Below are 14,700 nucleotides of genomic sequence, written 5' to 3'. Positions count from 1 at the left end.
CTGCATTTCCAAAAATGGCATGAAACTGACGGGGTGTTGTGCAATTGACAACAATCGGTGATCTTTCATCTGCCCAACGCCCCTAAGCATCAGATTTTTTTCGAGTTTTTGGTGCTTACCGGCAACTTCTGCACGATTGCTTCAGTCCTAGGATAATCCTGAATTGCTTTGCAGCAGAATTCGAGCCGTCTATGCGGCAGGAGTTGTCTTATGGATCATTTGCAGTCGATGAGAGTGTTCGTCCGTGTCGCCGACCTGGGGAGTTTCGCCCGGGCCGCGAGCGCGATGGACATCTCGAACGCGGTGGCGACGCGCCACGTCGCGGACCTGGAAGGCCGCCTCGGCACGCGCCTGCTCAACCGCACGACGCGCAGCCTCTCGCTCACCGAGTCCGGTCAGGTTTATCTGGAACGGGCCCGGCAAATTCTCGACGAGCTGGAAGACGTCGAACAAATGGTGGTGGCGCGCAATCACGAACCGCTCGGCTCGCTGCGGATCGTCGCCCCAGTGGTGTTCGGTCTGCATAATCTCGCGCCTGTATTACAGACGTATGCGCAGCGCTACCCCAAAGTCGTGCCGGATGTGACGCTGGTCGATCGTCAGGTCGATCTGGTCGAAGAAGGTTTCGACGTCGGCATCGTCATCGCGCGGCAGGTGAAGAGCGCGAGCGTCGTCACGCGGCGGCTGACGACCGGTTGCATGACCGTGTGCGCGACGCCCGCGTATCTGGAAAAGCACGGCACGCCGACGCGTCCCGATCATCTGCTCGAACATCCGTGCCTGAGCCTGCCGTCCGAGTATTGGGGCGACGAGCGCGTGTTCACCGGTCCGGACGGCGAAGTGCGCGTGCGCCCGCAGAACGTGATCATCGCCAACAACACGGAAATGCTGCGCCAGTTCGCGCTGCTCGGCATGGGTATCGCGATTCTGCCGAGCTATCTGATCGGCAACGATACGACGCGCGGCCAGCTCGTGCGCCTGCTCGGCGACTATCAGCTGCCGCAGGTGGAAATCAACGTGGCGTACCCGAGCCGCCGTCACTTGCCGGCGAAGGTGCGGACGTTCATCGATCATCTCGTCGAGCATTTCAGCCAGACGCCGAATCATCAGCTCGGCGAGCAGTGGATTCGCGACGGGCGCGGCCGGCCGATCGCACATCCGCACTACGAACACGCCGATGACGACGCGCCGCCGCCGCGTTCGCGTCCCATCGACGGTGAACTCGCGCCGAAGCTCTCGAAACCCTCGCGCACGCGCGGGCGTGTACCGGTGGCCTCGCCTTTTTGAAGGGCTCGCGCCAGGAAGCGCAAATAAAAAACCCCGCGAATCGCTTCGCGGGGTTTTTTCTTGCAGATCAGCCGATGACGCTGACGCTCAGCTTGTCTTGCGCGCGGGCGCCTTCTTGGCCGCCGCCTTTTTCGCGGGCGCTTTCTTTGCCGCGGGCTTTGCGGGCGTGGTCTTGGCGGCGACCGCGACATCGCTGTCGCCGGAGTCGTCGCCGTTATCGGCCGATGCTTCCGCCGCCGCGCCGCGCTTGGCCGCCGTCTTCGCGCCCGGTTTCGCTTCCTTCTTCTCGAATTCGAAGCCGATCTTGCCGTCCGGCTGCTTCACGAGAAACGCCTTGAAGTTGCGACCGGTGCGCGACGACTTGAAGTTCGTCAGCAGATCCGTGCGGCCTTCGTTCAGGAGCTTCTCCATCTGTTCGCGCGCGATTTCCTGCTGAAGAATCACCTTGCCCGAACGGAAGTCGCAGGTCTTCGGATTCGACACCGAGTTCTCGCAGACATAGCTCATGCCGTGCTCGAACACGCGCGACTGGCACTTCGGGCACGCGCCGACCGGCGTTTGCTCGGAGAAATCGGGCGGTTCGCCGTCGTCGCCGCCGGTGTCCTGACCGAAATCGAATTCAAGCTTGTAGTTCTTGATCTCGTCGTCGAGCGCGAGCTTGAGAATGGCCGAGAACGGGCGGCCCATCTTGCTGCGGAAACCGGACAGCGGTCCGATGGTTTTCTCGCGCAGCAATTCCTCGACTTCCGGAATCTCGAACTGACGTCCACCCGGAATCTTCGAAATCGAAAACTCGCACTTCGTGCACGCGAAGCGGCGATAGTTCTCCTTCACCTGCGCGCCGCAGTTGGGGCACGGCGTTTCGAGCGTCGCGTAATCGCCGGGAATCGTGTCGGAATCGTATTCCTTCGCGCGCTTGACGATGGTTTGCGTCATCCGCGCGATTTCCTGCATGAACTGATCGCGATGCAGACTGCCGCGCTCCATCTGCGAGAGCTTGTGCTCCCACTGGCCGGTCAGTTCCGGCGCGGTCAGTTCCTCGACGCCCAGACCGCGCAGCAAGGTCATCAACTGGAACGCCTTGGCGGTCGGGATCAGTTCGCGGCCTTCGCGCACCATGTATTTCTCGCCGAGCAGACCTTCGATGATCGCCGCGCGCGTGGCCGGCGTGCCGAGCCCCTTCGCGGCCATCGCGTCGCGCAGTTCCTCGTCTTCGACGAGCTTGCCCGCGCCTTCCATAGCCGAAAGCAGCGACGCTTCGTTATAGCGCGCGGGCGGCTTGGTCACGAGACCGTGGGCCTCGACCTTTTCGACATCGACCTTTTCGTCCTTCTGCACCGGCACGAGATTGCCTTCCTCGCCCGCGGCTTCGCGGCCGTAGACCTGCAGCCAGCCCGGCTCGACCAGCACCTTGCCTTCTGTCTTGAAGTGATGGCCCGAAACCTCGGTGATGCGCGTCGTCACGAGATATTCGGCCGCCGGGAAGAACACCGACAGGAAGCGCTTCACGACGAGGTCGTACAGCTTCTGCTCCGGCTCGGACAGCGACTTCGGCGCCTGCAAGGTCGGGATGATGGCGAAGTGATCGCTGATTTTCGAATTGTCGAAGATGCGCTTGTTCGGTTTCACCCAGCCCTTGTCGAGCACCTGCTTGGCGAACGGCAGATAGTTGTTGCTTTCCTTGAGCATGGTCATCGTGTCCTTGACCGTGTTCAAGTAATCCTCCGGCAGCGCCCGCGAATCGGTACGCGGATACGTCAGGACCTTATGCTTTTCATACAGCGCCTGAGCGAGACCGAGCGTGTTCTTCGCCGAAAAGCCGAAGCGGCTGTTGGCTTCGCGCTGCAAGCTCGTCAGATCGAACAGCAGCGGCGACATTTGCGTGGACGGCTTGGATTCCTCGGAGACCGTGCCGGTCTTGCCGCGACACGCCGCGACGATAGATTCGGCTGCCGCGAGACTCCAGAGACGCGAATCGCGCTGCTCGGGATCGTTCTCGACGCGCTTGAACTTCGGATCGAACCAGCGACCTTCGTACAGGCCCTTCGCCGCGATGAACTCGGCGCGCACTTCCCAGTAATCGCGCGGCACGAATCGGCGGATTTTTTCCTCACGTTCGACGACGATAGACAACGTTGGCGTCTGAACGCGACCAACGGTTGTCAGGAAGAAGCCGCCGCCCTTGCTGTTGAACGCGGTCATCGCGCGCGTTCCATTGATGCCGACGAGCCAGTCCGCTTCCGAGCGGCAGCGGGCGGCGTCGGCGAGCGGCTGCATGTCGGCGTCGCTGCGCAGGTTTGCGAAGCCTTCGCGGATGGCGGCGGGCGTCATCGATTGCAACCACAGGCGCTGGACCGGCTGCTTCGCCTTGGCGTGCTGCGCGATCAGGCGGAAAATCAGTTCGCCCTCGCGCCCCGCGTCACATGCGTTGATGAGCCGGTCGATGTCCTTGCGTTTCAGCAGCTTCGTCAGCACCTTGAGGCGCGACTCGCTTTTCGCGATCGGATTCAGGTCGAAATGCGGCGGGATGACCGGCAGGTTCGCGAAGCTCCACTTCCCGCGCTTGACGTCGTATTCCTCCGGCGCGGCGATTTCCAGCAGGTGGCCGACGGCGGACGAGAGCACGTAATCGTCGCTCTCGAAATACTCGTCATGCTTCGTGAAGCCGCCCAACGCACGCGCGATGTCGTTCGCGACGGAAGGCTTCTCAGCGATGATCAGGGCTTTGGACATGACTCAATAGGGTTGGTAACTGGCAGCGGCCCGGTTTGGGCTGCTTTAACGACCGCTTTATAGCACAGGCTTTGAACCGTGGGCGCGCAAGCGCGAATCGCGGCATGGCCGCGCCGAGCTATCGACGCGCGTTTCGACGACCGCGAAACACTCGTTCCGATCAGGCCGTAGCAAGCGCCGGGCGCAGTTTCGGCGCACCGGTCATGTTCGGCAGCGCGGTCAGATCGATCAGCATCCGCCCGACGATGCTCGCCTGCGGCAACACCGTGCCGAAGAAGCGCGTCGTGACCGAGTCCTCGATCAGGATGGTAGGAAAATTTTCCACGTCGAGGTCGTCGAAGCGATCGGCGTGGTTCTCGATATCGATCCAGGCAAAGCAGATGTCCGGATGCGCCTCCGCGAGCTTGTCGAAACCCACACGATACTCGCGGCAAGTTCCGCACCACTCCGCGCACAAACAGGCTACCAACAGCGTGCCGGGCTCGGCGATGCGCTCCGCGATGCGATCGGCATCGGTATCGAGATTCAGCGCGGACATGGCGTATGCGGGGTCCTTTCTTCGTGTGGACTGCGAGGATGGTTCATTTTTCGCGAATGTAGCACGACGCGGCATCACGAGCGTTCGATGGCCGTGAAGCGGCCTCCCGCCAGCGCCGCCACGCGGCCCGACATTTCGAGTTGCAGCAACGCGCACTGCAACGCGGCGCCGTGCAGATCGGTGCGCGCGGCGAGAATTTCAAGCGTCGCGGGCGCGTGACCCAGCGCGGCGAGAACGCGCTCCGCGTCTGGGCCGACCGTAGCGACGGCGACATCGGCCGGACTCGCGGATGCCCAGCTCGCGCTGACCGGGCGCGCCTTCGCCCGCCTTGCCGCAGCAACCGCCTGCGCGGATGTGAAACCGAACTCTTCGAGCACCTCTTCGGGGGTCTCGACCAGCTTTGCGCCCTGTTTGATTAGGCGATGACAGCCCTGCGAAAGCGGTGCATGCACCGATCCGGGCATCGCGAAAACATCGCGCCCCATTTCGCCGGCAAGCCGGGCGGTGATGAGCGAACCGGAGCGCATCGCCGCCTCGACGACCAGCACGCCGCCCGACAGGCCCGCGATCAGCCGGTTGCGCTGCGGAAAGTTCGCGGAGCGCGCGGGCGTGCCGAGCGGCCACTCGGACAGGATCGCGCCGTCGCGGGCGATTTCATGCGCGAGCGTGTGATGCGCCGCCGGGTAGACGAGATCCGCGCCCGTGCCGATCACCGAAATCGTGCCGCCGCCGCCCTCCAGCGCGCCTCGATGCGCGGAGGCGTCGATGCCGAGCGCCAGCCCCGACACCACCGCGAGCCCGGCGTCCGACAACGCCCGCGCGAAGCGCCGCGCGTCTTCCAGGCCTTGGGGTGTCGCGTTGCGGCTGCCGACGATCGCCACCGCGCGCGCCTGCAGCAGGTCGAGACGCCCTTTGGCGTAGAGCAGCGGCGGCGGGTCGGGCATGGTGAGCAGCGCCCGCGGATAAGCGGCGTCAGCGAGCGTCAGAATGTGGTTGCCCGGCTCCGACGCCCAGGCCAGCGCCTCTTCAATATAGTGGTCGAACGGCATGCCTTCGATATCGGATGGCGGCGCGAGCACGGCTTCGGCGGCGCGGGCGTCGGCGGTTTGCGCGAGCGTCGCGAAACTCTCCGACAGCACTTCGAGCGGGCCGCCGAAAGCGCCGAGCAGCGTGCGCAACGCGATGGGGCGTAATCCCTTCGCGTGGGCGAGGCGCAACCAGGCGCGGAGTTCGTCGGCGTCGTGTGTCGGGACGGGCGGGTCGGTCGGCAGGGCGGCGGTCGTCATGTTAAGATTTTTGATCCGGAACAGATAAAGAAACGTCGCCGGCCTTGGGTCTTGCGACCTGAAGCGCCTTGAAGCGACGCCGTTCTGGCCGCTTGCCGGCGGCGTTGAATCCCCTGGATTCACCCGCATATCTTCGGCAATGCCGCCACTCACCCGCAACCTGGCCGAATGGCCGATTTACACGCGTCGCGGCGCGCGTAGACAATCCGAATCATGGCTCTGCTCAAGATACTCAACTACCCGGACAAGCGGCTCAACAAGGTGGCCAAGCCCGTCGCCGTCGTCGATGACCGCATCCGCAAGCTCGTCGCCGACATGGCCGAGACGATGTACGCCGCGCCCGGCGTCGGCCTCGCTGCGACGCAGGTGGACGTGCACGAGCGCGTGATCGTGATCGACGTCTCCGACGCGCACGACCAGCTAATGGTCTTCATCAACCCGGAACTCGTGTGGACCAGCGACCAGAAGAAGGAATGGGAAGAGGGTTGCCTGTCGGTGCCCGGCATTTACGACTTCGTCGAGCGCCCGGACAAGGTGCGCGTCAAGGCGCTGAATGAGAAGGGTGAAACCTTCGAGCTGGATTGCGACGGCCTGCTCGCGGTGTGCATCCAGCACGAGATGGATCACCTGGCGGGACACGTGTTCGTCGAATACCTCTCGACGCTCAAGCAGACGCGCATTCGCGGCAAGATGAAAAAGCTGGAAAAGGCGCTGTAACCCATGACTCAGTCGCTGCGGGTGGTTTTCGCCGGTACGCCGGAATTCGCTTCAGCCGCGCTCGCGGCGATTCACGCGGCCGGTTTCTCCGTGCCGCTCGTGCTGACGCAGCCCGACCGGCCCGCCGGACGTGGCATGAAGCTCACCGCGAGCCCGGTCAAGCGCTTTGCCGTCGAACACGGGCTCCAGGTCGCGCAACCTGCCTCGCTGCGCCGGGCGGGCAAGTATCCGCAGGAAGCGGCCGATGCCATCGAGTTGTTGAAAGCGACGCCGCACGACGTGATGGTCGTGGCCGCGTACGGACTGATCCTGCCGCAGGAAGTGCTCGACATTCCACCGCGCGGCGCGATCAACATTCACGCATCGCTGTTGCCGCGCTGGCGTGGCGCTGCGCCGATTCATCGCGCGATCGAAGCGGGCGACGCCGAGACTGGCATCACGCTGATGCAGATGGATGTCGGCCTCGACACCGGTGCGATGATCCGCGAATCCCGCACACCGATTCTCCCCGACGACACCACCGCGAGCTTGCATGACCGCCTCGCGCAGATGGGCGCGGAGCTGATCGTCGCGGGCTTGCGCGATCTGGAGCGCGACGGTTCGCTTCCATCCACGCCGCAGCCGGAAGAAGGCACGACCTACGCCGAGAAGATCGCCAAGAACGAAGCGGCGCTCGACTGGCGGCGTCCGGCGGTGGAGCTCGCGCGGCAGATTCGCGCGTTCGATCCGTTTCCCGGCGCGTCCGGCACGATCGGCGACGCCGTCATCAAGATTTGGGCCGCGCAGCCGGTCGAGGGCGCGGGCGAGCCGGGCGTGATCGCGGAGGTCTCGCCGGAAGGCATCGTTGTCACGTGCGGCCGCGACGCGCTGAAGCTCACGCAGCTTCAAAAACCTGGCGGCAAGCGCCTGCCGGTGCGCGAATTCCTCGCGGGCGCATCGCTCGCCAAAGGCCAGCGTTTCGCGCTGCCGGAAGCGGCGAACGTCCCCAAAGCATAAGGACACCGGCACAGGCGCGGCGCTAAAATAAATAGTTTCCCCACGCGCCCGCCTGTCTGGAGTTTCCGATGCTCGGCATTACCGGTTTCACCTTCTTTCTCGTCGCCGTCTTTCTCTTGAACGTCACGCCCGGTCCCGATACCGCGTACATCGTCGGGCGCAGCGTCGCGCAGGGGCGTGGCGCGGGCATCGTGTCGGCGCTCGGTATCTCGGCGGGCTGCATCGTCCACACCCTCGCGTGTGCGTTCGGCTTGACGGCGATTCTGGCGGCATCGGCGACGGCATTCACGGTCATCAAGATCGCCGGTGCGATTTATCTGATCTATCTGGGTGTGCGCCTCGTCTTCGCAAAGCACGAGGACGCCGACGCCACGAGGCAAGCGCAGGCGAGCGAGAAGGCCGCCCCCAAGTCGCTGCGTCAGCTTTTCGCGCAGGGCTTCGTGACGAACGTGCTGAATCCGAAGGTCGTACTGTTCTTCGTGTCGTTCTTCCCGCAGTTCGTCGCCGCCGACAGCCAGCACAAGGCGCTCGCGTTTCTCACGCTCGGCATCGTGTTCATCGCGATGAGCACGGTCTGGAACGGCTTCGTCGCGTGGATCGCGGGCAGCGTCACCGAGCGTTTCGCCGGCAAGTCGGGCGTGAAGAAATGGCTCGATCGCGGCGTCGGCAGTGCGTTCGTCGGGCTGGGCATCAAGCTCGCAACCGCGCATCGCTAAATTGTGCATCGCTCAATTGAATTATTGACGGATGCCACTATCTAACATTTTGCTTACAATCGTCGTTCCGGCTGCGTTGGCCGGGACCACCGCGCAATTCGCGCACTGCACATAGGGAGAGGAGCTCCGGACATGTTCAACTGGGTCAAAACCGCGATGCTGATGGCTGCGATCACGGCCCTCTTTGTCGTGATCGGCGGAATGATCGGCGGGTCGAAGGGCATGATGCTCGCGCTTATCGTCGCGCTCGGCATGAATTTCTTTTCGTACTGGTTCTCGGACAAGATGGTTCTGCGCATGTACAACGCGCAGGAAGTCGACGAAACCACCGCGCCGCAGTTCTATCGCATGGTGCGCGAACTCGCCACGCGCGCTCAGTTGCCGATGCCGCGCGTCTATCTGATCAACGAAGACGCGCCGAACGCGTTCGCCACGGGCCGCAATCCGGAGCACGCGGCGGTTGCCGCGACCACGGGCATTTTGCGCGTGTTGTCCGAGCGTGAAATGCGCGGTGTCATGGCGCACGAGCTCGCGCACGTGAAGCATCGCGACATTCTGATCTCGACCATCTCGGCGACCATGGCCGGCGCGATCTCCGCGCTCGCCAATTTCGCGATGTTCTTCGGCGGACGCGACGACGAAGGCCGCCCGTCGAATCCGATCGCGAGCATTCTGGTTGCGATTCTCGCACCGATCGCGGGCGCGCTGATCCAGATGGCGATCTCCCGCGCGCGCGAGTTCGAAGCCGACCGAGGCGGCGCGGAGATTTCAGGCGATCCGCAGGCGCTCGCGAGCGCGCTCGAGAAGATTCACGCGTACGCGACCGGCGTGCCGTTCCCTGCGGCGGAAGCGCACCCCGCGACCGCGCAGATGATGATCATGAATCCGCTCTCGGGCGGCGGAATCGCGAATCTGTTCTCGACGCACCCGGCCACCGAGGAGCGCGTCGCCCGGCTCATGGAAATGGCGCGCACGGGCCGCTTCTGAAGCAAGTGATGTCGCTGTGACGAAGGCCGTTCCGGTTGCGCCGGAACGGCCTTTTTTCTGCACTTCGGCCGCCCGTCCGGGCGCGCCATCCCCGCACGTTACAATTCTTGTCCACACGAGCCGTGTGCCCGACCGTTTCACCGTTCCCGTTTCGACATGACCGATCAGCCTTCCCGCCGGCGTCACGCCGCGCACACTCGCCTGAGCGCGCTTCGTCTCGCGCCCGATTCGCTCGCGTTCGCGCTCGATTGCGCCGCGCAGGCGGTGGGCGCGGTGCGCGCGGGCGCGGCGCTGCCGGCGGCGTTGCAGACGGTGATCGCGTCCGCGAAACATTCGGAGGCGCGCGGCGCGGTGCAGGACATCGCGTACCGCGCAATGCGCCGGCTCGCGCTCGCCGATGCGCTGCTGCACCGGCTCGTGAAGAAAGCGCCGCCGCCGCATGTGGGCAACGTGCTCGTGTGTGCGTTCACCCTGCTCGCCGACGACGAAGCGCACGCGGCCTACGCGCCGTTCACCGTGGTCGATCAGGCGGTCGGCGCGATCGCCGCGCGGCGCGAATTCGCGTTCGCGAAGGGCCTGGTCAACGCGGTGCTGCGCAACTTCCTGCGCGAGCGCGACACGCTCATCGACGAGATGCGCCAGAACGAAGTCGCGCGCTGGAATTACCCGCAATGGTGGATCGACGCAGTGAAGCGCGGCCAGCCCGACGCCTGGGAACAGATTCTCGATGCGGGCAACGCGCAAGGTCCGCTGACGCTGCGCGTGAACGCGCGTCATGCGAGCACCGATGAATATCTCGCGCGGCTGAAAGATGCGCATATCGAAGCGGACGCGGCGGGCCTGCATGCCGTGCGCCTGTGCACGCCGATGCCCGTCGAGCGCATTCCGGGTTTCGACGAAGGCGTGGTTTCGGTGCAGGACTCGGGCGCGCAACTCGCGGCCCAGTTGCTCGACGTGCGCGACGGCATGCGTGTGCTCGACGCGTGCGCCGCGCCGGGCGGCAAGACGGGGCACATTCTGGAACTGGCGAACGTCGATCTGATCGCGCTCGAAAGCGATCCGGAGCGCGCCACACGCATCGGACAGAATCTGACGCGCCTGAAGCTCGACGCGCAGATCAGAACCGGCGACGCGGGAGAGCCCGCGCAATGGTTCGACGGCGCGCCGTTCGATCGCATTCTCGCGGACGTGCCGTGCTCGGCGTCGGGCATCGTGCGGCGTCATCCGGACATTCGCTGGCTGCGGCGTGCATCGGACATCGACGCGCTGGTGCAGGAGCAGCGGCGTATCCTGAGCGCGCTGTGGCCGCTCGTCGCGAAAGGCGGTGAACTGCTTTACGTGACGTGCTCGATCTTCCCCGAGGAGGGCGAGTCGCAGGCCCGCTGGTTTGGAGCCGCGCATGAAGATGCGGTACGATTGGACGCGCCGGGCCAATTGTTGCCGATAGCGGCGCGCGCTAGCGCGGGTGCGGTACAGGGTTCACCGGACGGTACAAATCTCGAAGGCTCTGGGCCCGACGCCGCGCAAGGCGCTGTTCGAGTCTTCGCGGACCACGACGGATTCTTCTACGCGCGCTTTCAGAAACGGTGACGATCAAACGCTTTTTTCCGCTGAGGCTCGCGGCCGTCGTCTGGACTGCGCTGACGCTCTGGTTGAGTCTCGCCGCGGCCGATCCGGCGCTCGCCGAGACGATCGGCGTGCAGCGCGCGTCCCTTCAGGCGGACGGCAATGGCTGGAGCCTCGACGCGCATTTCGACTTCGACCTCAATACCAGCCTCGAAGATGCCGTGAACCGCAGCGTGCCGCTTTATTTCACGATCGACTTCAATCTGTCGCGACCGCGCTGGTACTGGTTCGACGAAGAGCCGGTCAACGTGTCGCAGAGCATTCGCCTTTCCTATCAACCGCTCACCAACGAATATCGCGTATCGACGGGCGGGCTGCAATTGCGTTTCGCATCGCTCAATGAAGCGCTCGCGGTCATCAAGCACGTGACTTCGTGGCATGTGATCGACCGGAATCAGGTGCGTGGCGGAGAAACCTATACGGCGTCGGTGCGCATGCAGCTCGATATCGCACTGATGCCCAAGCCGTTCCAGATCGACGCGGTGAATAACCGCGACTGGAACCTTTCCTCGGACTGGAAGCGTTTTACTTTTACGGCGGCAGAGCGTGCGAAATAGATTTCGACGCGGTCGCACCGACATGAAGAGTTTCGTCGTTCGATTGCTGGTCACCACGGTTGCGCTCACGGCAGTCCTGCTGCTCGTGATGCTCGCGCTCGCCAGCGCGAACACCGAGTTCTTTGACCGCTATTACGGCTGGCTCTACGCGGCGAACGTGGCGGTGGCGGTCGTTTTCATGCTGATCGTCATCAGCCTGATCATCATCATCGTGACGCGGGTGAGGCAAGGGCGCTTCGGCACGCGATTACTCGCCAAGCTCGCGTTCATCTTCGCGCTCGTCGGCGTGGTGCCGGGCGCGATCATCTATGTGGTCTCGTATCAGTTCGTGTCGCGCAGTATCGAGTCGTGGTTCGACGTGAACGTGGAAACCGCGCTCACCTCGGGTCTGACGCTCGGGCGCGGCATGCTGGAAAACTCGCTCGCCGACTTCAAGAATCGCGGCCGTCAGATGAGCGAGCAGCTCGCGAGCGCCGATCCGTCGAGTCTCACGCTCGCGCTTCTGCGTCTGCGCGATCAGTACGGCGTGCAGGACGCGGTCGTGTTCGAGCGCCCGCGCGACCAGTACAACCGCGAGGATCTCGCATCGAACAGCGGCTCGCAGCGCGTGGCGGGCTTGCGCACGGTCGCGCAGGCATCGGGCAATTACTACGCGCTCCTGCCGACCAACGAGCCGACCAGCACCATGCTGAAGCAGGCGCAGGACGGACCGTACGGCGCAATAGAAGGCGAGATAGACGGCGATCCGAAATCGAACGGGCCGAAGGGGGCGCTGCGATTACGCGTGATCACCAAGATTCCGGACCCGACCACGACGACCGAGTTCCAGCACGTCGACCGCTTCCTGCAGATCGAGCAGCCGGTGAGCCAGGCGCTCGCGCGCAACGCCGACGCCGTGCAGCGCGCGTATCGCGAATATCAGGAAAAACGGCTCGGGCGCACGGGCCTGCGCAAGATGTATATCGGCACGCTGACGCTCGCGCTCTTCCTGGCCACGTTCATCGCGATGATGCTCGCGCTCGCGCTAGGCAATCAGCTCGCGCGGCCGCTGTTCCTGCTTGCGCAGGGCACAAAGGAAGTGGCCGAAGGCGACTACACGCCCAAACGCGAGATCAATTCGCGCGACGAGCTCGGCTTTCTCACGCAGTCCTTCAACGCGATGACGCGCCAGCTCTCCGAGGCGCGCGCGGCGGTCGAGAACAATCGCATTGCGCTGGAGCACTCGAAGGCCTATCTGGAGAGCATTCTCGCGAACCTCACGGCAGGCGTGTTCGTGTTCGATCGCCAGTTCCGCCTGAGCACCGCGAATCGCGGCGCGGAGCGCATCTTCCGCCAGCCGTTCGCCGCGCTGCTCAATCAGCCGCTCGACCGGATCGACGTCCTGGCCGAGTTCGGCGCGATGGTGAGGAAAGCGTTCGCGGAGCGCGATGCAGCGGCTGTTGGCAGCGGCCATCCGGTCGGCGATCGCGGGCACTGGCAGCAGCAGGTCGCGGTCACGGTGCCGGGCGAAAACGATCCGCTCACGCTGCTCGTGCGCGGCACGCAGTTGCTCGGCGTGACCGAGAGCGAATCCGAGGATGCCGAAACGACGGGCTACGTCGTCGTGTTCGACGACATCTCCGACGTCATCTCGGCGCAGCGTTCAGTCGCGTGGGGCGAGGTCGCGCGGCGTCTCGCGCACGAGATCAAGAATCCGCTCACGCCCATTCAGCTTTCGGCGGAGCGTTTGCAGATGAAACTCGCGGACAAGCTCGCGCCGCCGGATGCGGACGTGCTCAAGCGCGCGTCGACGACCATCGTCAATCAGGTGCAGGCGATGAAGCAGATGGTCGATGATTTCCGCGAATACGCGCGCACGCCGCCCGCGGTGCTCGGCAACCTGCAACTGAACGATCTCGTCGCGGAAGTGCTGACCTTGTACGGCATCGAGGACGGCAAGACGCCCATCAAGATCGATCTCACGAAGCTGCCGGTGATACGCGGCGACGCGACGCAAATTCGGCAGGTGATCCACAACCTGCTGCAGAACGCGCAGGACGCGGTGGCCGAAGTCGCGGAGCCGCGCGTGCTGCTTGAAACGAGAACAGTAGAATATGGCGAGCCCGATGCTTCGGGGCACGCGCGAGTCGCGGTCCGCCTGACGGTTTCGGACAACGGCCCGGGCTTTCCCGCGCGCATACTTTCACGTGCTTTCGAGCCTTACGTGACGACGAAAGCGAAAGGCACGGGCCTGGGACTTGCAACGGTGAAGAAGATCGTCGACGAGCACGGCGCGCGCATCGACATACGCAATCGCTCGAAGGCGGCGGATGTGATCGAAGGCGCGCAGATATCGATTCTGTTTCTACAACTCGCGGACGATACCGCGGCGCCCGGCGCGACGCCTCCGGGGGCTGCAGCGACGGCGAATCACGGAACGACAAAAGCAACAGTGCAGACAAGGGCAGCTTAAATGGCAACCATCCTGGTGGTAGACGATGAAATGGGGATCCGGGAACTGCTCTCCGAGATCCTGAGCGACGAAGGTCACGTCGTCGATGTGGCGGAGAACGCGCAGGTCGCGCGCGACTACCGTTTGCAGCAGATGCCCGATCTCGTATTGCTCGACATCTGGATGCCCGACACCGACGGCGTGACGCTGCTGAAAGAGTGGGCCGCGCAGGGCAAGCTCACGATGCCGGTGATCATGATGTCCGGTCACGCGACCATCGACACGGCGGTCGAAGCGACGAAGATCGGCGCGCTCAACTTTCTCGAGAAGCCGATCGCGCTGCAGAAGCTGCTGAAGGCCGTCGAGCAGGGACTCGCGCACGGCAGCGCCGCGCCGCCCGCAGCGACGTCTGCGAAGCCGCCGGCGGCAGCGAGCGCATCGGGCGTGCCTGTCGCGGCCGCGTTGCCGACGGCCTCGGCGCCGAACGCATCCGGCGACGCGGGGGCGAGCGGCGTGGCGCAGGGACAGAGCGGACAGACCGCGTCCATCTCGTTCGACATCCCGCTGCGCGACGCTCGCGATGCATTCGAGCGCGCGTACTTCGAATATCACCTCGCGCGCGAGAACGGCAGCATGACGCGCGTCGCGGAGAAGACGGGGCTCGAGCGCACGCATCTGTATCGCAAGCTCAAACAACTGGGCGTCGATCTCGGACGGAACAAGAACGAGGTCTGAACCGGTCCTGAACGAGACCTGAGCGTGCTTTCGATTTTTTCGAAAAAATGCGCAAGGGGGCTTGAGAGGCGCGATAGTCTCTGCTATAGTT

General features: G+C 64.2%; 12 protein-coding genes. 9 read left to right on the top strand and 3 right to left on the bottom strand.

The window, feature by feature from the left end:
• Window positions 1-210 precede the first annotated feature (210 nt).
• Complete coding sequence (gvmR, locus tag AWB79_RS02295) at window positions 211-1,287, top strand: transcriptional regulator GvmR (protein ID WP_061165725.1); 1,077 nt, start codon at window positions 211-213, stop codon at window positions 1,285-1,287.
• A gap of 87 nt (window positions 1,288-1,374) precedes the next feature.
• Here gvmR and AWB79_RS02290 read toward each other — a convergent pair whose 3' ends face one another.
• The 3 genes from AWB79_RS02290 to dprA all read right to left on the bottom strand — a co-directional run bounded on the left by AWB79_RS02290 (window position 1,375) and on the right by dprA (window position 5,844).
• Window positions 1,375-4,020 carry a DNA topoisomerase III gene (locus AWB79_RS02290; protein ID WP_061165724.1) on the bottom strand — a complete coding sequence of 882 codons (2,646 nt, stop codon included), beginning with the start codon at window positions 4,018-4,020 and terminating at the stop codon, window positions 1,375-1,377.
• A gap of 160 nt (window positions 4,021-4,180) precedes the next feature.
• Entirely contained in the window at window positions 4,181-4,558 is a 378-nt protein-coding gene (locus AWB79_RS02285) for a thioredoxin family protein (protein WP_061165723.1), read from the bottom strand.
• Window positions 4,559-4,632: 74 nt separating this feature from the next.
• Window positions 4,633-5,844, bottom strand: coding sequence for a DNA-processing protein DprA (dprA, locus tag AWB79_RS02280; protein WP_061165722.1), 1,212 nt, complete (start codon window positions 5,842-5,844; stop codon window positions 4,633-4,635).
• A gap of 213 nt (window positions 5,845-6,057) precedes the next feature.
• Between dprA and def the strand changes: the two genes are divergently transcribed.
• The 8 genes from def (at window position 6,058) to esaR (ending at window position 14,609) form a co-directional block, all read left to right on the top strand.
• On the top strand, window positions 6,058-6,561 hold the full coding sequence (gene def, locus AWB79_RS02275; protein WP_061165721.1) for a peptide deformylase: 504 nt from the start codon (window positions 6,058-6,060) through the stop codon (window positions 6,559-6,561).
• 3 nt (window positions 6,562-6,564) lie between these two features.
• A complete protein-coding gene (gene fmt, locus AWB79_RS02270) occupies window positions 6,565-7,557 on the top strand; it encodes a methionyl-tRNA formyltransferase (RefSeq protein ID WP_061165720.1) in 993 nt (330 codons plus the stop codon).
• Window positions 7,558-7,625: 68 nt separating this feature from the next.
• A complete protein-coding gene (locus AWB79_RS02265) occupies window positions 7,626-8,273 on the top strand; it encodes a LysE family translocator (protein WP_061165719.1) in 648 nt (215 codons plus the stop codon).
• A gap of 132 nt (window positions 8,274-8,405) precedes the next feature.
• On the top strand, window positions 8,406-9,260 hold the full coding sequence (gene htpX / locus AWB79_RS02260; protein WP_061165718.1) for a zinc metalloprotease HtpX: 855 nt from the start codon (window positions 8,406-8,408) through the stop codon (window positions 9,258-9,260).
• A gap of 156 nt (window positions 9,261-9,416) precedes the next feature.
• On the top strand, window positions 9,417-10,850 hold the full coding sequence (gene rsmB / locus AWB79_RS02255) for a 16S rRNA (cytosine(967)-C(5))-methyltransferase RsmB (protein ID WP_061165717.1): 1,434 nt from the start codon (window positions 9,417-9,419) through the stop codon (window positions 10,848-10,850).
• On the top strand, window positions 10,847-11,443 hold the full coding sequence (locus AWB79_RS02250; RefSeq protein ID WP_061165716.1) for a DUF4390 domain-containing protein: 597 nt from the start codon (window positions 10,847-10,849) through the stop codon (window positions 11,441-11,443). Before rsmB ends, AWB79_RS02250 begins: the two co-directional genes overlap by 4 nt.
• A 22-nt stretch (window positions 11,444-11,465) precedes the next feature.
• Window positions 11,466-13,895: a sensor histidine kinase gene (locus AWB79_RS02245; RefSeq protein ID WP_061165715.1), complete on the top strand. Its 2,430-nt coding sequence runs from the start codon at window positions 11,466-11,468 to the stop codon at window positions 13,893-13,895.
• The gene (gene esaR, locus AWB79_RS02240; RefSeq protein WP_061165714.1) at window positions 13,896-14,609 is read left to right on the top strand and encodes a response regulator transcription factor EsaR; all 714 of its coding nucleotides are present in this window, start codon (window positions 13,896-13,898) and stop codon (window positions 14,607-14,609) included. It begins immediately after the preceding gene.
• Window positions 14,610-14,700: the final 91 nt, after the last annotated feature.

This window comes from Caballeronia hypogeia (assembly GCF_001544875.2).
Lineage (GTDB): Bacteria > Pseudomonadota > Gammaproteobacteria > Burkholderiales > Burkholderiaceae > Caballeronia > Caballeronia hypogeia.
This window is presented reverse-complemented; position numbering and strand designations above follow the sequence as displayed.

What these genes read in the sequence shown, in the direction of transcription:
- gvmR (WP_061165725.1), top strand. Translation starts at nt 211, where the DNA reads ATGGATCATTTGCAGTCGATGAGAGTGTTCGTCCGTGTCGCCGACCTG.
- AWB79_RS02290 (WP_061165724.1), bottom strand. Translation starts at nt 4,020, where the DNA reads ATGTCCAAAGCCCTGATCATCGCTGAGAAGCCTTCCGTCGCGAACGAC.
- AWB79_RS02285 (WP_061165723.1), bottom strand. Translation starts at nt 4,558, where the DNA reads ATGTCCGCGCTGAATCTCGATACCGATGCCGATCGCATCGCGGAGCGC.
- dprA (WP_061165722.1), bottom strand. Translation starts at nt 5,844, where the DNA reads ATGACGACCGCCGCCCTGCCGACCGACCCGCCCGTCCCGACACACGAC.
- def (WP_061165721.1), top strand. Translation starts at nt 6,058, where the DNA reads ATGGCTCTGCTCAAGATACTCAACTACCCGGACAAGCGGCTCAACAAG.
- fmt (WP_061165720.1), top strand. Translation starts at nt 6,565, where the DNA reads ATGACTCAGTCGCTGCGGGTGGTTTTCGCCGGTACGCCGGAATTCGCT.
- AWB79_RS02265 (WP_061165719.1), top strand. Translation starts at nt 7,626, where the DNA reads ATGCTCGGCATTACCGGTTTCACCTTCTTTCTCGTCGCCGTCTTTCTC.
- htpX (WP_061165718.1), top strand. Translation starts at nt 8,406, where the DNA reads ATGTTCAACTGGGTCAAAACCGCGATGCTGATGGCTGCGATCACGGCC.
- rsmB (WP_061165717.1), top strand. Translation starts at nt 9,417, where the DNA reads ATGACCGATCAGCCTTCCCGCCGGCGTCACGCCGCGCACACTCGCCTG.
- AWB79_RS02245 (WP_061165715.1), top strand. Translation starts at nt 11,466, where the DNA reads ATGAAGAGTTTCGTCGTTCGATTGCTGGTCACCACGGTTGCGCTCACG.
- esaR (WP_061165714.1), top strand. Translation starts at nt 13,896, where the DNA reads ATGGCAACCATCCTGGTGGTAGACGATGAAATGGGGATCCGGGAACTG.